The sequence below is a fragment of the Streptomyces sp. NBC_01244 genome, assembly GCF_035987325.1.
In the GTDB taxonomy this organism is placed as follows: Bacteria; Actinomycetota; Actinomycetes; order Streptomycetales; family Streptomycetaceae; genus Streptomyces.
The window spans coordinates 2,404,331-2,421,441 of sequence record NZ_CP108488.1; the positions used below are offsets into that span (position 1 = coordinate 2,404,331).

Here is a 17,111-nt window from a genome sequence, read left to right on the forward strand (position 1 = left end):
GACCGGGATCACAAAACCTAGCGCCGCAAGTTTGTCGCCCCGCCGGTCCGCGGTCCACCCGCTGCGGGTGTGACGCCGGTCCTGCGGTCCCGGTCCTGTGCCCCGGTCCTGTGCCCCGGTCCTGTGCCCCGGTCCCGCGGTCCCGGTCCTGCGGGCAGACTGCGGACATGCTCGATACTTCCGCGCGACTGCTGCGCCTGTTGTCCCTGCTGCAGGCCCACCGGGAATGGACCGGCGCCGACCTGGCCGGCCGGCTCGGTGTGACGCCGCGGACCGTGCGCCGGGACGTGGACCGGCTGCGGGAGCTCGGTTACCCCGTGAACGCCAGTCCGGGCACCGGCGGCGGATACCAGTTGGGGGCCGGGGCCGAGCTGCCGCCGCTGCTGCTCGACGACGACGAGGCCGTCGCCGTGGCCGTGGGGCTGCGGACCGCCGCCGGGAACGGCGTGGAGGGCATCGGCGAGGCCTCCGTACGGGCGCTGGCGAAGCTGGAGCAGGTGCTGCCGTCGCGGCTGCGGGCCCGGGTGTCCGCACTGAACCGGTTCACCGTGCCCATGTTCCGCGGGGCGGGCGCCTCCCCCATCGACCCCTCCGTACTGACCGAGCTGGCCGGCGTCTGCCGCGACGCCGAGCGGCTGCGCTTCGGGTACCGGGACCACGGGGGCACCGTCACGCGCAGGACCGTCGAACCGCACCGGCTGGTGTGCAGCGAGCGCCGCTGGTACCTGGTCGCCTGGGATCTCGACCGGGAGGGCTGGCGGACCTTCCGGGTGGACCGGATCGAGCCCAGGCCCCCGCACGGACCGCGCTTCACCCCGCGTCCGCCGCCCGCCGAGGACCTCGCCGCCTACGTCTCCAAGGGCATCTCCCAACGGGTGTACGCGGCCCGGGCCGTCGTCCGGCTGCGGGTGCCCGAGCAGGAGGCGGCGCGGATCGTCGGACCGGCCGACGGGACCCTGGAGCCGCTCGACGAGCAGAGCTGCATCCTGCGCACCGGGGCCGTCAACCTCGATGTCCTCGTCATTCACATCATGCTGATCGGGTGTGAGTTCGAGGTCGTCGAACCGGCCGAACTGACGGACCGGATCCGGGCCGCGCGAGATCGGCTCGGCAGGTCTCTGGCACCGCGCGAAGCAGCCGGAGAAGTGAAGGGTTTGTAAGGAAACGAAGGGGACGGGCGCTCGGCCCGGCCACAATTCCGGGGAGTTCCGGGGGAATTCGAAACAGAATTCATCCCGGGCGTGTCGCGGGACGGGAAATAAAAGGTCCAGACAAACTCCGCAGTGGGAGACTGTCGACAATCCGTGACACAAGCGTGACCCGGTACGGAGGAACGTCCGGGCGCGCCGCTGACGTTCCGGGCCTTTCGACGGCCGCCCCCGCCCCGCACGCGCACGGCGGGCCCCGGTCGTCGACCGGGGCCCGCCGTGGATGCGCGAGCGGAAGGGGTGCGTACCGTCCGGCTCAGCCGCCGGCGGCCGGGCGGGGCGCCGCGCCGCGCACCGGGGCCCGCTCGGCGTGGGCCGGGCGGCGGCTGCCGGCCGGGGTGATCGGCGTCCGCTCCGAACGGATCAGGTGCGGACGGCCGGAGAGGTGAACGGCGGGCCGGGCGGCCGGCTGGTGCCCCGCGGCCTGCACGGAAGCGGAAGCGGAAACCGACGCCGGAACCGGGCCCGGGACCGGGACCGGCACCTGCGCGGGCTCGGCCGGCTCCGACTGCCGAAGAACGACCACGGGCTGTACGGGCTGCATGGCCTGCGCGGGCTGCACAGTCGGCACGGGCTGCGCCGACGGCCGCTCGGACGGCTCGGCGGCGGCCCGCTGGAGCTGCCACTTGCCTCCGGCCGAGAGCACCGGGACGAGCAGCCCGGTGAGGGACTCGGGCACCTGCCCGGCCTCCACGAGGCTGCGCAGCCGTGCGCGCAGGTCGAAGACGTAGGCCTCGGCCATGGCGATGGCCGGCTCGAACCACGGCAGCGCCAGTAGCACGAGCAGGCCGGCGAGCCAGCCGAGCAGGACGTCGCTGACCCAGTGGGTGCCGAGGTAGACGGTGGTGGCGCCGACGCTCAGGGAGACCACGGCGGAGACCAGCGAAAGCACCCGGCGGGTGACCACGGTGGACGCCAGGTAGGCCAGGATTCCCCAGGTCACCACGGCGTTGGCGGTGTGCCCCGAAGGAAATATATCGCCACCGGCGAAGAGTTCGGCGGAGCCGATCTCGGTGGCGTAGTGCGGACCGAGTCGACCCAGGCCGAGCTTGACGGCGCCCACGGTGATGTTGAGCAACAGCAGCGCCACGCCGAGGGTGATCAGCGGGCGGAGGGTGTGCTGCCGCCAGGACCGCCAGCCGAGCCAGGCGGCGACCATGACCGCGGTGGGGCCGCGCTGGCCCAGGACGACGAGGTAGTCGAGGAAGGCGTGGAGCTGCGGCCACTGCTCGTACGGCCGGAAGAACATGATCTGCCAGTCGAGGCGGACGAGCCACGAGGTGGTCAGGACCGCGACGACGATCGCCAGGTAGATGGCGAGGGTCGCTCCGAGGAGCACGACGCGGTGCCGGCTCATCCGCGGTGTTTGCAGATGAGCCGGTCGCTCTGGTTCCCGGTCCAGCCGGGCGAACACCCGCTCCAGTCTGGGCAGGATTTGGTCGGTACGCACTCAATCGACGTTACCGCGCGTCGATGGGCGACCCGGTCGAATCACACGCTTTGTGATGACCATGTGATGTGGAGTTGGTCTCACGCGGGACTTAATTCCCGGTATTCAGCCTTTGGTTGGACCGGTGGAGGTCCCTTCCTCCAGTATTTTCCTCGCATACTTAGGCCGCATTTATCAGTACGGGCCAATTGTTTTGCCCGAAGATGGAACGGAACGATCCATTCCGTGATCTCGGGCCGCCGGGCCCCTCCCGCGACGGCCTACGGCGGCCCCGAGCCGTTGAGCCAGAAGGCCCCGTACGCGGCCGAGGCGGCGGCCGCCGCACCCAGCACCGCGGCCGCCCGGCCCGCCCGCCACCGGGCCAGCGCCGCCGCCGGCGGGAACACCAGCGGGAAGGCGGGCAGCAGCAGCCGGGGCTTGGAGCCGAAGTATCCGGAGGCGCACAGGGCCAGCGCCACCACGATTCCGGCGTACACCAGCAGCGGCAGCGGCTGGCGCCGCCGCACGCAGAGCACGTACAGCCACAGCACCAGCGCGACCCCGGCGATCAGCCCGATCCCGGCGGGGAAGGCAGGCGAGGCCAGCCGCGCCCCGATGAAGCGGGCGAACGCCAGGCCGCCGTCGAAGCCGTTGCCCCAGCCGCCCTGTACGTCCAGGTACCCGGTCAGGCCGCCGCCGGTGCGCACGCCCACCCACAGCACGTACGCCGCCGCGCCGAGCGGAGCCAGCAGCGCCCCCGCCACCGGCCGCCGGGGGCGCTCCCCGCCGCGCAGGGCCAGGGCGGCGGCCACCCACACCGCCGCGACCACGGCGGCTCCGACCGGGCGGGTCAGTCCCGCCCCGGCCGCGAGCAGGCCGGCGGTGAGCCAGTGCCCGCGCAGGGCCCCGTAGAGGCTCCAGGCGGCCAGCGCGGTGAACAGCGACTCGCTGTACGCCATCGACTGGACGATCCCGACGGGCAGCGCGGCCCAGACCGCGACGGCGAACACCCCGGCACGGCGGCCGTGGAGCAGTTCGGCGACCGCGAAGATCCCCCAGGCCGCGGCGAGCCCGGCGAGCGCCGACACCACCAGGCCCGCCGATCCGTACCCGAGCCCGGTGACGGCCGAGACCAGCCGCTCCAGCCAGGGCAGCAGCGGGAAGAAGGCCAGGTTGGAGTGGACGTCGCCGTTCGGGAGCGCCACCTCGTACCCGTACCCCTCGGCGGCGATCCGGGCGTACCAGAGGGAGTCCCAGCGGGCCGAGAGCAGGGTGTGCGCACTGCTGCCGGCCACCGCCCCCCACACCGCGAGCACGGTCAGCCCGAGCAGCCGAACCGCCACGAACACGGCCAGAGCGGGCGCGGCCCGACGAAATCCAAGATCCTTCACGGGCATGATTATCGAGGTCCGGGGAGGTCGCGCCCGGGCAGGAAGGGCCGAGGCGGGAGGAGTGGCGCACACCACAGCGCAGCCGGCGGCGGGATGAGAGCTTGACCACGTGTCGGACAGCCGAACTCGCGTACGCTGACTCTTCACTCGCGTGTCGACGCCGGACCCCGTAGGACGCCACCCTCCCCATCCGTGGCTCTGAGAAGACGCTGGTCCGCCGAGTGCGAGGGATCACCTGGGAGGTACATGCATGTCGGGGACGAACGTGACCGGCGACAGGAACCCTTCCCCCTGGCAGCGACTGCGTCGACTCGGCGCGGCCTCCGGCGGGGCCAACCGCTGGGCCGTACTGGCGGTCCTCTGCGTGAGCCTGGTGCTCGTCGCGCTCGACGCGACGATCCTGCACGTCGCCGTTCCCTCGGTCTCCGAAGACCTGCGACCCGGCCCGATGGAGCTGCTGTGGATCGTCGACGCCTACCCGCTCGTGTGCGCCGCCCTCCTCATCCTCTTCGGCACCCTCGGTGACCGCGTGGGCCGCCGCCGCGTCCTGCTCCTCGGCTACGGGCTCTTCGGCGCGGCCTCGGCCCTGGCCGCCCTCGCCGACAACGCCCAGGTCCTGATCGCGGCCCGCGCCCTGCTGGGCGTCGGCGGCGCGATGATCATGCCCGCCACCCTGTCGATCCTGCGCCAGGTCTTCCCCGACCGGCGCGAGCGGGCCCTCGCCGTCGGCATCTGGACCGCCGTGGCCGCCGTGGGCGCGGCCAGTGGCCCCGTTCTCGGCGGCTTCCTGGTCCAGCACTTCTGGTGGGGCTCGGTCTTCCTCATCAACATCCCGCTCATGATCATGATCCTGCCGCTGGGCCGGTGGCTGCTGCCCGAGTCCAAGGGCACCTCGGACGGACCCTGGGACGTGCTCGGCGCGCTCATGGCCGCCGGCGGCGTGCTCGGCGCGGTCCTCGGGGTCAAGCGGCTCGGCGCGGAGCGCCACCTCGCCGACCCGCAGGCACTGGTCCCGCTGCTGATCGGGGCGGGGCTGCTGGTGCTCTTCGTGCGCCGGCAGAAGCGGCGGACGCACCCGCTGATCGACATGCGGATGTTCTCCCGGCCGGCCTTCACCACCTCCGTGGGCTGCATCGTGCTGGCCATGCTGGCGCTGGTCGGACTGGAACTGATCGCCGTCCAGTACCTCCAGCTCGTGCTGCACCTGAGCCCGCTGGAGACGGGGCTGCGCCTGCTGCCGCTCACCTTCGCCGCGATGGCGGCGGGCGCGACCGGCTCCTACACGCTGGCCCGGACCGGGCCGCGCAGGATGGTCTCGCTGGGCTTCGTCCTGACCGCCGGCGCGGTGCTGCTGCTGACGTTCATGGGCCAGCACGACCGGCCGGTCCTGCTGACGGTCGGCTTCGTCCTGCTCGGCTTCGGCCTCCAGACCACCCTCTTCGCGGCCTACGAGTCCATGCTGAGCGAGGCTCCGGCCGCGACGGCCGGCGGCGCCGCCTCGATCGGGGAGACCTCCTACCAGCTCGGTGCGGGCATGGGCATCGCCCTGCTGGGCAGCGTGATGAACGCGGCCTACGCGCCGGGCCTGAAGACGGTTCCAGGGGTGTCGGCGGCCGACTCCGCCGGCGCCGCGCACTCACTGGGCGAGGCCTACCAGATCGCGGACCGGCTCGGCGGACCGGCGGGCGAGTCCCTGTTCTCCGCCGCCCGGCACTCCTTCGTCCACGGGCTGCACGTCACGCTGCTGGTGAGCGCGGCGCTGCTCCTGGCGGGCGCGGTGATGGCGCTGAAGCTCCCCCGCACGATGGAGTGCGCGGACTCCGAGGCGGCCCAGGTCCGCCTGCCCGCCCAGCCGGGCCCCGAGACGGCCACAGCCGGAGCCCGCATCCCGGCCCAGCCCTCCCCCGCCCACGACCCGGCCCTCGGCCACCCGGCCTGACGCTCCGGCCGCCACCGGCGCCGCTCCAGCCGACGCCGATCCAGCCCCCACCGGCGCCAATCCACCCCCACCGGCGCCGGATCCGGCCGGCGCCGATCCAGCCCCCTCCCGCCCCAATCCAGCCCCTCCGGCGTTTGAGGAGCGGGGTCCGGGGCGGAGCCCCGGGGAACGGGCGAAGGGCGGGTAGGGGACTCGGCCCCGCAGGGCCCACCCACCCACCCACCCACACCGGCCCGCCGCCTACGCCCTCGATCCCCCCGCGGGGCCGGGACTCACGGACGGGTCCGCCCGGGGTGGCGTCGCCGACGGCCCCGGGGGCAGCAAGGCCGGCGCGGCCGGATTCGCGACGGCCCCGGGTGACGGCGCCTGCGGGGACGGGACCGGGACCGGCACGGGCGACGGCGCCTGCGGGACCGGCACCGGCACGGGCGGCTCCGACCGCACGGCCGGCAGCATCAGCATCGTGCCGATCCGCAGCGCCTCCGGACGCGCCCCGATCACCGTCCGGTTCTCCGCGTAGAGCGCCTGCCAGCCACCCCGCACCCGGTGCCTGCGCGCGATCGCCACCAGCGTGTCCCCCTTCCGCACCACGTGCATCCGGCCCGCCAGCCCGTACCGCTTCGCGCACACGGGCCACGCCTCCCAGCCCTGACTCGCCAGCAGTTCCTCCCCCACCCGGATCTGCTGGTCCCGGGTGGCGAGGTCCGCCCTCGGCGCGAAGGCCAGTCCCCCGTGCTCCTCCCACGTCGGCTGCCAGAACTGCAGCCCGCCGTAGAAGCCGTTCCCCGTGTTCACCGCCCAGCGGCCCCCGCTCTCGCAGTCGGCCACGCAGTCCCAGGGCCACTGCCCGCCGGGCCCGCAGTCCACCGACCGGCCGGGCGCCCCCGGCCTGGGCGGGGGCGGCGCCGCGACCGCTGCCGCCGATGCGAGCAAGAGGAGCGTCAGCGCCGCCGCGCCCACCCCACCCGGAACCCCGAAGTTGCGCATCGCGTCACGCTACGCAGCCCCGTACCACCCCCCGCGCTCGCCACACCGCGCCCCGCGCGCCCCCACCCGCTCGGCCCACCGCCCAAACGGCCAGCACCGGCCATCAACTGCGCACAACCAAAAAAGAGTTGGCACGAAAAAAACGGCCCGGTCGGACCGTTCACTCCTTCGGGGGTCCGGTTCGATTCCGTTCCCTCAAACGGCGTGACCCCGGCCGCCACTCCCCCGTTGAGCCCGGCGAGCCGGAACCCCCGGCCCCGCACGCCTAGTCCGAGGAGCCACCCCGTGCCGCGCATGCTCGAAGTCAGTGATGAGGTACGTGCCGAGATCGGCGACGAGGAGGCCGAGCGGCTGCTCGCAGGTGACGGATCCCCGGGCAGCTACGACTGCACTTCCTGCCGCACCCCCGGCGACTCCGAGCGCGAGCAGACCAGCACCGTGCTGTTCGTCGGCGACGAGACGGCCGTCCTGGCCTTCGCCCACGCCGGCTGCATCCCCTCGCAGGTCGTCTCCGTGCCCGAGGCGGACCTCCAGGGCGCCGTCCGTTCCATCACGGGCGACAGCCCCGCCCCGGCGGCCTCCCCCGCCGGCGACGTGCCGCAGTCCGTGCCCGGCGGCCAGGCCGTCCTCGGCATCACCAGCGGCCTGATCCTGATCAACGGGGAGCTGCACCCCGCCCTCGTGGTCGAGCCGACCGCGCCCATCGCGCGCCCCGGCACCACCGGTCCCGGCGACGACTTCCTCCCGCTCCTCATCGAGCAGGGCTTCATCCCCATGACCGACACCGAGGAGGTCCCGCAGGCCCTGACCGGCTGGTCGATCCTGCTCGCCGCGGGCCAGCTGCACTCGGTGCTCCAGCCCGGTCAGATCGCCTGGTGGCAGGCGCACCGGCCGCTGTCGGTCACCGACGGCTGGCGGGCCGCCGTCAACAAGACGCAGCGCGTCCTGGTGTACGCCGCCCCCGTCGGCACCATCGGCCAGCAGCCCCGCGAGGACCTGCTGCGCGACGCCCTGGACAAGGCCGCCCGCAACGGCAAGCTGGTCGCCGCCTCGATGCCGCTGGCGGGTACCCCGGGCGCCTGAGGCCCCGGCTCCCGGAGCCTCCCGGACTCCGGCTCGCCCGCTCCGTCTTCCGTCCCCGAGACGGCCGTCCGACCCCCGCCAAGGGGGCCGGGCGGCGTGCGCCGGGGGTGCGCGGTCCGTCCCGCGCACCCCCGGCGATCTGCGTTTTCCGCCCCGCCACCCCGCATCCGTGGGCCGCCGGTTTCGTTGGCTGATACGTGCATTCCTACGATGTCTCCCGCGCCCCGTCCTATCCGAGCAGCGTCCCCCCGATGCGCCCCGTACGGGAGCTGGGGAGTTCCCCGGCCGCCTCGCACACGCCCATCTACGACACGCTGTACTCGGAGTACCTGCGCGCCTTCCGGGCCCTGCCCGGCGACCGCACGGGCGAGGAGGACCTCGGCTTCACGGCGTTCTCGTACGGGGGCTCCTACGGCGGCGGCGCGTACGGCAGCGGCGCGGGCACGTACGGCAGCGGGTCCGCCGCGGGCTCCGCGAGCTCCTACGGGAGTGGCTGGAACGGTTCCTCATGGCAGCCGACGGGACAGCACGCGGGGCAGCCGGCGGACGCCTGGCAGCCCTCCCCGGCTCCGCAGCCTCAGTACTCGTACGCCACCGCCGGCGCCGGATACGCGAACGGGCGGCAGCACCAGACCGGGATGCAGCACATCCCGGCGGCCCTGCCGCCCGCTCCGCGCCGGGGCTACTAGCCCCGGCGGCCCCGACGGCCCTACCGCCGTTACATCTTGCGCTTGTGCTGCGCACCGCGCTTCTCGCGGACGCGGACCGAGATGTGGATCGGGGTCCCCTCGAAGCCGAACTCCTCGCGCAGGCGGCGCTCGATGAAGCGGCGGTAGCCGTGCTCCAGGAAGCCCGAGGCGAAGAGGACGAACCGCGGCGGCTTGCTGCCCGCCTGCGTACCGAACAGGATGCGCGGCTGCTTGCCGCCACGGATCGGGTGCGGGTGGGCGGCGACGACCTCGCCGAGGAAGGCGTTCAGACGGCCGGTCGGAATGCGCGTCTCCCAGCCCGCGAGCGCGGCCTCGATCGCCGGGACCAGCTTCTCCATGTGGCGGCCGGTGAGCGCGGAGACGTTCACCCGGGGCGCCCAGGCGACCTGCTGCATCTCGGTCTCGATCTCGCGCTCGAGGTAGTAGCGGCGCTCCTCGTCGAGGTCGTCCCACTTGTTGTACGCGATCACGATCGCGCGGCCCGCCTCGACGGCCATCGTGATGATGCGCTGGTCCTGCACGGAGATCTGCTCGGTCGTGTCGATCAGGATGACCGCGACTTCCGCCTTCTCCACGGCGGCGGCCGTGCGCAGCGAGGCGTAGTAGTCCGCGCCCTGCTGGAGGTGGACCTTCTTGCGGATGCCCGCGGTGTCGATGAACTTCCAGGTGACCCCGCCGAGCTGGATCAGCTCGTCGACCGGGTCGCGGGTGGTGCCGGCCATCTCGTTGACGACGACGCGGTCCTCCTTGGCGACCTTGTTCAGGAGGGAGGACTTGCCGACGTTCGGGCGGCCGATGAGCGCGATCCGGCGCGGACCGCCGACGGCGGTGCCGAAGGTCTGCTCGGGCGCCTCGGGCAGGGCCTCCAGGACGGCGTCGAGCATGTCGCCGGTGCCGCGGCCGTGCAGGGAGGAGACCGGGTGCGGGTAGCCGAGGCCCAGCGACCACAGCGAGGCCGCGTCGGACTCGCCGCTCTGGCCGTCGACCTTGTTGGCGCACAGGACGACGGGCTTGCCGGCCTTGCGCAGCAGGCGGACGACGGCCTCGTCGGTGTCGGTGGCGCCGACCTTGGCGTCCACGACGAAGACGACCGCGTCGCAGGCCTCGATGGCGTATTCGGCCTGGGCGGCGACGGAGGCGTCGATGCCGAGGACGTCCTGCTCCCAGCCGCCGGTGTCGACGACCTTGAACCGGCGGCCGGCCCACTCGGCCTCGTAGGTGACGCGGTCGCGGGTGACGCCGGGCTTGTCCTCGACGACCGCCTCGCGGCGGCCGATGATCCGGTTCACCAGGGTCGACTTGCCGACGTTCGGGCGGCCGACGACGGCGAGGACCGGGAGCGGGCCGTGGCCGGCTTCCTGGAGCGCGCCCTCGACGTCCTCGATGTCGAAGCCCTCTTCCGCGGCGAGCTCCATGAACTCCGCGTACTCGGCATCGCCAAGTGCTCCGTGGTCTTGCTGGTCGTTCATGAAGTCCGTTCCTCGTCGTTCGTGGTGATCGGTGGGGCCCGCGCAGCGCGGTTCCACTACTAGGTCAAGTCTCGCTCAGCGCCCGGTGAGGCGCTTGGCGTCGGCCAGGTGGGCGGTCAGCCGGTCCTGGATGCGTACGGTGGCCTGGTCCAGCGCGGTCCGGGTACGGCGGCCACTGCCGTCCCCGGCGTCGAAGGCATCGCCGAAGACGATGTCGACCCTGCTCTTCAGCCGCGGCAGCGCCTTGACGACGCGGCCGGCGCGCTCGGTGCTGCCGAGAACGGCGACCGGCACTATGGGGGCACCGGAGCGGACCGCGAAGTACGCGAGTCCCGCGCGCAGCGAGGCGAAATCGCCCTCGCCCCGGGTTCCCTCGGGGAAGATCCCCAGGGCCCCGCCGCTCTCCAGGACGCCCAGCGCGCGGCTGATCGCTCCCCGGTCGGCGCCGGAGCGGTCCACCTTCACCTGCCCGATCCCTTCCAGGAAGGGGCCGAGCGGACCGACGTACGCTTCCTTCTTGATCAGGAAGTGCAGCGGCCTCGGGGCGGTGCCCATGACCATGGGGCCGTCGATGTTGTGCGAGTGGTTCACGGCCAGGATGACGGGGCCGGTGGCGGGGACCTTCCAGGCCCCCAGCACGCGCGGCTTCCAGAGGCCGTACATGAGCCCGATGCCGATCCTCCGGCCGACCGCCGCACCCTTGAGGGAGGGCGTATCGCTCACGAGCGCCCCGCCCGCTTCTCTTCCACCAGAGTCACGACGCACTCGATGACCCGGTCGAGCGTGAGCTCGGTGGTGTCCACCTCGACCGCGTCGCCGGCCTTGGCCAGCGGGGAGGTCTTGCGGCCGGAGTCGGCGGCGTCGCGCTTGATCAGCGCCTCCTTGGTGGCCGCGAGGTCCGTGGCCTCCTTGCCCCGGAGCTCGCCGCTGCGGCGGGCCGCGCGGGCCTCGGCGGAAGCGGTGAGGAAGACCTTCAGGTCGGCGTCGGGCAGCACGGTGGTACCGATGTCCCGGCCCTCGACGACGATGCCGTCGGCCTCGTCGGCCGCCTCGGCGGCGATGGAGCGCTGGAGCTCGGTGATCAGGGTGCGCACCTCGGGGACGGCGCTCACGGCGCTGACCTTGGAGGTGACCTCCTGGGTCCGGATCGGGCCGGAGGCGTCCTGGCCGTCGACCGTGATGGTCGGGGCGGACGGATCGGTACCGGACACGATGACGGGCTTGCCCGCCGCGAGGGCGATGGCCTGCGGGTCGTCGATGTCGATGCCGTTGGTGATCATCCACCAGGTGATGGCCCGGTACTGGGCGCCGGTGTCCAGGTAGCGCAGCCCGAGCTTGGCGGCCACGGCCTTGGAAGTGCTGGACTTGCCCGTGCCGGAGGGACCGTCGATGGCGACGATCACGGCGGTCGGAGCTGCGGTTTCCACGGTGCGGGCACCTTCCTGGTTGCGCGTACGTGTCCGGGCGCGCCAATAGCGCCCCTCCTCCAGGTTACCGGGCTTTTCGCCGCCGCCCGCCGGGGCGTCGGCGGGCGGGCGGAAGGGCGGACGCGGGGCGGGTGCGGGGCGGCCCCTGGGCGGGCGAAGGGGCCCGGTCCCGGGGCGGGTGCCCCACGCCCGGCGCGCTACTGCTGGCGCAGCGCCCAGCCGCGTTCGCGCAGCTCGGCCTGGAGGCCGGCCACGGCCCGGGGTTCGACCATCAGCTGGACCAGGCCCGCCTGCTGCCCCGTCGCGTGCTCGATCCGCACGTCCTCGATGTTGACCCCGGCCCGGCCGGCGTCGGCGAAGATCCGGGCGAGCTCGCCCGGCTGGTCGGAGATGAGGACGGCCACCGTCTCGTAGACCGCCGGCGCGGCCCCGTGCTTGCCCGGCACCCGGACCCGGCCCGCGTTGCCGCGGCGCAGTACGTCCTCGATGCCGGCCGCCCCGTCCCGGCGCTTGGCCTCGTCGGCCGACTGCAGGCCCCGCAGGGCCTCCACGGTCTCCTCGAGGTCGGCGGCGATCCCTGAGAGCACGTCCGCCACGGGTCCCGGGTTGGCCGAGAGGATCTCCACCCACATCCGGGGGTCGGAGGCGGCGATCCGGGTGACGTCGCGGATGCCCTGTCCGCACAGCCGCACCGCGGTCTCGTCGGCCTCCTCCAGCCGGGCCGCGACCATGCTGGAGACGAGCTGCGGGGTGTGGGAGACGAGCGCGACGGCCCTGTCGTGCGCGTCGGCGTCCATGACCACGGGGACGGCCCGGCACAGGGCCACCAGTTCCAGTGCCAGGTTCAGCACCTCGTGGTCGGTCTCCCGGGTCGGCGTGAGCACCCAGGGCCGGCCCTCGAAGAGGTCGGCGGAGGCCGCGAGCGGTCCGGACTGCTCCTTGCCCGCCATGGGGTGGGTGCCGATGTACGCCTTGGTGTCCACGCCGAGCGCGTCCAGCTCCCGACGCGGGCCGCCCTTGACGCTGGCCACGTCCACGTAGGCGCGGGCCAGGTCGCGGCCTATGGCGTCGGCGAGGGCGGCGGCCACGTGGGCGGGCGGTACGGCGATGACCGCGAGGTCGGCCTTGCCCTGGTAGGGCTCCTCCGTGCCGGCGCCCAGCGCCGCGGCCGTACGGGCCTGCCCCTGATCCCGGTCGGACAGGTGGACGGCGATGCCGCGGGCGGCGAGGGCGAGCGCCGCCGAGGTGCCGATCAGTCCGGTTCCGATGACGACGGCGGTTCTCACGGGGCGCTCTCCAGGGGTACGGGGGGTGTGACGGCGGTGCCTGCCTCAGGGTAGCCAGCGGGAACGGCGCGAGGACCCGGCGTCCCGTCCGCTGGGACGGGACGCCGGGCCCTCGGGAACCGTCCTCGGAAGGACCGGGGTCGCTCAGAGGCCCTGCTGCTTGATGATGTCCTCCAGCGAGCCGCTCGGGATCGAGCCGCCGGGGGTCAGCTTGTCCACGGCCTGCGGGAGCGCCACCGCGATCTGGTCGGCGGCGGCCTCCGGGGTGACGCCCGCCTGCTCGGCGACCTTGGCCAGGGTCTCGTCCGGCAGCGCCTTGGCGATCTCCGCGCCGCTGACCGGCTGGTTCTCGCCGGTGCCGACCCAGGACTGGGCCTGGTCGGTCAGACCCGACTTGGTCAGCATGTCCAGCAGCCCGCCGAGCGGGTTGTTCCCCGCGCCTCCGGCCGCCTGGGCCCCGCCGGCGCCACCGCCGCCCATGAGCGCGCCGAGGAGGGAGCCGAGGATGTTGCCGCCGCCACCGCCGCCCTGTCCACCGCTGCCGCCGAGGAGGCCGCCGAGAAGGGAGCCGAGGTCGTTGCCCGCCATGGTGATGCCTTTCGAAGAGGGACCGGGCGCGCTGAATTCGGCGCACCCGGCTTCGAGATACGGACAATGTCACCCAACTCGGGCGCGTCTGCCACTTGGCGCAGAGCCGCGCGCCGACTGCGGTAGAACGATCGGCATGATCTTCCACCTCGTTCCGCTCGCCGACTGGACCGCCGATCCCGCGCGCCCGTACGCCCCGGCCTCCCTCGATTCCGAGGGTTTCGTGCACTGTTCGGGGGATCCGGAGACGGCGCTGGCGATCGCCGCCTCGCACTACGGCGGCGTACCGGGAACCCTGCTCGCCGTGGAACTCGACGAGCGCGCCCTCACCTGCGACGTCCGCCGGGAGGGTGAACCGGGCATCCGCTACCCGCACGTCCACGGACCGTTGAACCGGGAGGCCGTGGTGCGCGTGTGGGAGGTGGTACGCGCCCCCGGTGCGCCCGCGGAACTCGTTCCGTGGCCGCCGGAGGGCTGAGACAAGGCGTGGCGGGGTGTCCCTGAGGCCCGTCACGCGCCAGGATGCCTCTCGCCATCCCGGCGATCACCCGAGGAGAAGTCATGAGCGACCCCACCCGCACCGCCCGGCGCACGGTCCTGGCGGCCGGTGCGAGCGTCCTGGCAGGCGGCGCGCTGACCGCGTGCGGCGAAACCGACGGAACCAAGCCCGCGTCCGAGGGCGGCAGCGCCCCCACGGCGCAGAACTCCGCGTCCGCCTCGTCCTCGGCTCCGGCCGGGGACGCCAAGGCCCTGATCAAGGCCTCGGAGGTGCCGGTCGGCGGCGGCACGGTCCTCAAGGACGAGAAACTGGTCGTCACCCAGCCGACGGCGGGCAACTTCCGTTGCTTCACGGCGGTCTGCACCCACCAGGGCTGCCTCGTGAACAAGGTGGAGGCCGGCACCATCGACTGCCCGTGCCACGGCAGCAAGTTCAAGGACACGGACGGCGCGGTGGCCAAGGGCCCGGCCACCAAGCCGCTGGAGGAGAAGAAGATCACCGTCTCCCCGGCGGGCGAAATCTCGCTCGCCTAGCCCGAGGCCGCAGCACTAGCCTCGCGGCATGAACGAGGCCAACCAGATCGAACCCACGCCCGACCCGCTCGGAATCACCCTGGTCAGGGAGCACACGGTCTACTCGTGCGTGATGGGTTCGAGGGCGTTCGGCCTGGCGACGGAGGCGAGCGACACCGACCGGCGCGGTGTCTACCTCGCCCCGACGCCGCTCTTCTGGCGCTTCGAGAAGCCGCCGACGCACGTGGACGGGCCCCGGGACGAGGAGTTCTCGTGGGAGCTGGAGCGCTTCTGCGAACTCGCGCTGCGCGCCAACCCGAACATCCTGGAGGTCCTCCACTCCCCCCTCGTGGAGGACCTCACCCCGGTCGGAGAGGAACTCCTCTCGCTCCGCGAGGCGTTCCTCTCCCGCCGGGCCCACACCACTTTCAGCCGGTACGCCGTCTCCCAGCGCGGCAAACTCCTCGGCGACCTCCGCAACCACGGCGCCCCGCGCTGGAAGCACGCCATGCACCTGCTGCGCCTGCTGCTGTCCTGCCGCGACCTGCTGCGCACGGGCCGCCTGGCCATCGACGCGACCCCCTACCGCGACGGCCTCCTCGCGGTCCGCCACGGCGAACTCACCTGGGAGGAGGTCGACGGCTGGATGACCCGCCTGACCGAGGAAACCGAAGCCGCCCTCGCGAAGACCCCCCTCCCCGAATCCCCGGACCTCCCCCGGGTCGAGGACTTCCTCCTCCGCACCCGCCGGGCGTCCACGACGGCCTAGGTGTATTGATCACGAGCGTTGTTGACACCTGGCAGGTCTTGAACATGGCGAAGACCTCCGGTGTGGTGGGAGCTGTCTAGGAACCCATTGCACAACGGAGGTCTTCGTGTCCCACCGTAATGCCCGGCTGACTGTCTTCGGTAGGCGGCTGTTGGTCGATCGGGTCGCATCGGGACGTCCGGTCGCCCACGTAGCAGCCGAGACGGGCATATCGCGGGCCACTGCCCACAAGTGGGTGCGCCGGTGGCGGGCCGAGGGCGAGGCGGGTCTTCACGACCGGTCCAGCCGGCCTCACAGGACGCCGCACCGGACCCCGGCCGCCATCGAGGCGAAGGTCTGCGACCTGCGTCGGACCCGCAAGCTGGGCCCCGCGAGGATCGGCCCGGTCCCGGGCCTGCCCGCCTCGACCGTCCACCGGATCCTGACCCGCCACGGCCTGAACCGGCTCGCCTGGTTCGACCGCCCCACCGGCACCGTGATCCGCCGCTACGAACGCGACCGCCCGGGCGAGCTGGTCCACATCGACGTGAAGAAACTCGGCCGGATCCCCGACGGCGGCGGCCACAAAGTCCTGGGCCGCCAGGCCGGCCGCACCACCCGCTCCGCCATGGGCTTCGACTACGTCCACTCCGCCGTCGACGACCACTCCCGCCTCGCCTACAGCGAGATCCACCCAGACGAGAAAGCCGCCACCTGCGCGGCCTTCCTCACCCGCGCGGCCGCGTTCTTCCACTCCCAGGGCATCACCCGCATCGAACGGGTCCTGACCGACAACGCCTGGGCCTACCGCAAAGGCCTGGCCTGGAAGAACGTCCTGGCCGACCTCGGCGCGAGCGGCAAACTCACCCGCCCCTACCGGCCCCAGACCAACGGCAAAGTCGAACGCTTCAACCGCACCCTCCTGGACGAATGGGCCTACCTACGGCCCTACACCTCAAACGACGAACGGACAGCAGCCCTGACAGACTTCCTCCACACCTACAACCACCACCGCTGCCACACCGCACTCGACGGCAAACCACCCATCAGCCGCGTCAACAACCCTGCAGGTCAATACACCTAGCCCGCCCGGCGCCGTACGACGAACTCGTCGAGCGCCTCGAACGCGTCCGCGTGCTCCGGCAGCCGCGAAGCGCCCTGCGCCGCCTCCAGGACCCCGTGCAGGGCCTCGAAGTCCCGTTCCACCCGCCCGGCGTCGATGCCCGAGGCCGCGCCGTGCTCGGCCTCGGCCTTGGCCTCGATCAGCCCGGCCAGATAGCCCGGAGCCTCCGGCACCTCCTCCAGCAGCGTGGGCAGGTGTGCCTGCACCCGTGCCGAGCGCATCAGGTGGACGCCCGTGAGCAGCGCCCGGAAGGTGTAGAGCAGCGGCTTGAGCTCGGCCGTCTTCCCGAAGAGCCGCCACTGCGTGTTCGCGAAGCCGCGGTAGTGGTGGGCGTGGTGCGAGGTCAGGACACCGGGAGCCAGGGAGACCAACTCCTCGTGCGCCGGCGTCGTGTGCACGACCAGGGGGGACAGCAGCTGCTCCAGGACGTAGCCGTTGCGGTTCAGCATCAGCCGGACGAACTTGCGCAGGTCGTGCGTGACCAGGTCCATCTCGGTGCCGTCCCGGAACCACATCCGGCTGCGCGTCTCCTGCGGATCGCGGAGCGAGAGCAACGCGGCCGCCGGCAGCAGGTGCGCTCCGCGCAGGTCGACGTCGGAGTCCTTGGAAGGGAATCCGTACAGGTGGGCGCCCGAGACCGTGGCGAAGAGCAGCGGGTCCGGCTGCTCCGCGACGACGGCGGTGAGGTCGGTGTCCCTCGCGTCCAGCATGG

Annotated in this window: 17 protein-coding genes; 8 read left to right on the plus strand and 9 right to left on the minus strand. The window is 72.9% G+C overall.

Going from position 1 to position 17,111, the window contains the following annotated elements; all coding sequences use genetic code 11:
* Positions 1 to 167 precede the first annotated feature (167 nt).
* Entirely contained in the window at positions 168 to 1,160 is a 993-nt protein-coding gene (locus tag OG247_RS10580; protein ID WP_327251997.1) for a helix-turn-helix transcriptional regulator, read from the plus strand.
* Between the two features lie 304 nt (positions 1,161 to 1,464).
* On the opposite strand, the gene OG247_RS10585 is transcribed toward OG247_RS10580, so the two are convergent.
* Entirely contained in the window at positions 1,465 to 2,658 is a 1,194-nt protein-coding gene (locus tag OG247_RS10585; RefSeq protein ID WP_327251998.1) for a phosphatase PAP2 family protein, read from the minus strand.
* 260 nt (positions 2,659 to 2,918) lie between these two features.
* Positions 2,919 to 4,034: a hypothetical protein gene (locus OG247_RS10590; protein WP_442813247.1), complete on the minus strand. Its 1,116-nt coding sequence runs from the start codon at positions 4,032 to 4,034 to the stop codon at positions 2,919 to 2,921.
* A gap of 244 nt (positions 4,035 to 4,278) precedes the next feature.
* On the opposite strand from OG247_RS10590, the gene OG247_RS10595 reads away from it, so the two are divergent.
* A complete protein-coding gene (locus OG247_RS10595; RefSeq protein WP_327252000.1) occupies positions 4,279 to 5,967 on the plus strand; it encodes an MFS transporter in 1,689 nt (562 codons plus the stop codon).
* A 240-nt stretch (positions 5,968 to 6,207) separates the two neighbouring features.
* On the opposite strand, the gene OG247_RS10600 is transcribed toward OG247_RS10595, so the two are convergent.
* Complete coding sequence (locus tag OG247_RS10600) at positions 6,208 to 6,954, minus strand: transglycosylase family protein (protein ID WP_327252001.1); 747 nt, start codon at positions 6,952 to 6,954, stop codon at positions 6,208 to 6,210.
* A gap of 285 nt (positions 6,955 to 7,239) precedes the next feature.
* On the opposite strand from OG247_RS10600, the gene OG247_RS10605 reads away from it, so the two are divergent.
* On the plus strand, positions 7,240 to 8,037 hold the full coding sequence (locus OG247_RS10605; RefSeq protein ID WP_266909936.1) for a hypothetical protein: 798 nt from the start codon (positions 7,240 to 7,242) through the stop codon (positions 8,035 to 8,037).
* 197 nt (positions 8,038 to 8,234) lie between these two features.
* The gene (locus OG247_RS10610) at positions 8,235 to 8,726 is read left to right on the plus strand and encodes a hypothetical protein (protein WP_442813248.1); all 492 of its coding nucleotides are present in this window, start codon (positions 8,235 to 8,237) and stop codon (positions 8,724 to 8,726) included.
* A 29-nt stretch (positions 8,727 to 8,755) separates the two neighbouring features.
* On the opposite strand, the gene der is transcribed toward OG247_RS10610, so the two are convergent.
* The 5 genes from der to OG247_RS10635 all read right to left on the minus strand — a co-directional run bounded on the left by der (position 8,756) and on the right by OG247_RS10635 (position 13,517).
* Entirely contained in the window at positions 8,756 to 10,216 is a 1,461-nt protein-coding gene (der, locus tag OG247_RS10615) for a ribosome biogenesis GTPase Der (protein WP_327252003.1), read from the minus strand.
* Between the two features lie 75 nt (positions 10,217 to 10,291).
* Complete coding sequence (locus tag OG247_RS10620; protein WP_327252004.1) at positions 10,292 to 10,939, minus strand: lysophospholipid acyltransferase family protein; 648 nt, start codon at positions 10,937 to 10,939, stop codon at positions 10,292 to 10,294.
* Complete coding sequence (gene cmk / locus OG247_RS10625; RefSeq protein ID WP_327252005.1) at positions 10,936 to 11,643, minus strand: (d)CMP kinase; 708 nt, start codon at positions 11,641 to 11,643, stop codon at positions 10,936 to 10,938. Before cmk ends, OG247_RS10620 begins: the two co-directional genes overlap by 4 nt.
* Positions 11,644 to 11,840: 197 nt before the next feature.
* Complete coding sequence (locus tag OG247_RS10630) at positions 11,841 to 12,929, minus strand: prephenate dehydrogenase (RefSeq protein ID WP_327252006.1); 1,089 nt, start codon at positions 12,927 to 12,929, stop codon at positions 11,841 to 11,843.
* Between the two features lie 144 nt (positions 12,930 to 13,073).
* The gene (locus OG247_RS10635) at positions 13,074 to 13,517 is read right to left on the minus strand and encodes a YidB family protein (RefSeq protein ID WP_327252007.1); all 444 of its coding nucleotides are present in this window, start codon (positions 13,515 to 13,517) and stop codon (positions 13,074 to 13,076) included.
* A gap of 136 nt (positions 13,518 to 13,653) precedes the next feature.
* Here OG247_RS10635 and OG247_RS10640 point away from each other — a divergent pair, with 136 nt between their 5' ends.
* The 4 genes from OG247_RS10640 (at position 13,654) to OG247_RS10655 (ending at position 16,360) form a co-directional block, all read left to right on the plus strand.
* On the plus strand, positions 13,654 to 13,995 hold the full coding sequence (locus tag OG247_RS10640; protein ID WP_327252008.1) for a DUF952 domain-containing protein: 342 nt from the start codon (positions 13,654 to 13,656) through the stop codon (positions 13,993 to 13,995).
* A gap of 83 nt (positions 13,996 to 14,078) precedes the next feature.
* The gene (locus OG247_RS10645) at positions 14,079 to 14,549 is read left to right on the plus strand and encodes a Rieske (2Fe-2S) protein (RefSeq protein WP_327252009.1); all 471 of its coding nucleotides are present in this window, start codon (positions 14,079 to 14,081) and stop codon (positions 14,547 to 14,549) included.
* 28 nt (positions 14,550 to 14,577) lie between these two features.
* Entirely contained in the window at positions 14,578 to 15,297 is a 720-nt protein-coding gene (locus OG247_RS10650) for a nucleotidyltransferase domain-containing protein (RefSeq protein WP_327252010.1), read from the plus strand.
* Between the two features lie 106 nt (positions 15,298 to 15,403).
* A complete protein-coding gene (locus OG247_RS10655) occupies positions 15,404 to 16,360 on the plus strand; it encodes an IS481 family transposase (RefSeq protein ID WP_327252011.1) in 957 nt (318 codons plus the stop codon).
* Here the strand turns inward: OG247_RS10655 and OG247_RS10660 are convergent.
* A complete protein-coding gene (locus OG247_RS10660) occupies positions 16,357 to 17,109 on the minus strand; it encodes a nucleotidyltransferase domain-containing protein (RefSeq protein WP_327252012.1) in 753 nt (250 codons plus the stop codon). The two genes, OG247_RS10655 and OG247_RS10660, sit on opposite strands and share 4 nt — an antisense overlap.
* Positions 17,110 to 17,111: the final 2 nt, after the last annotated feature.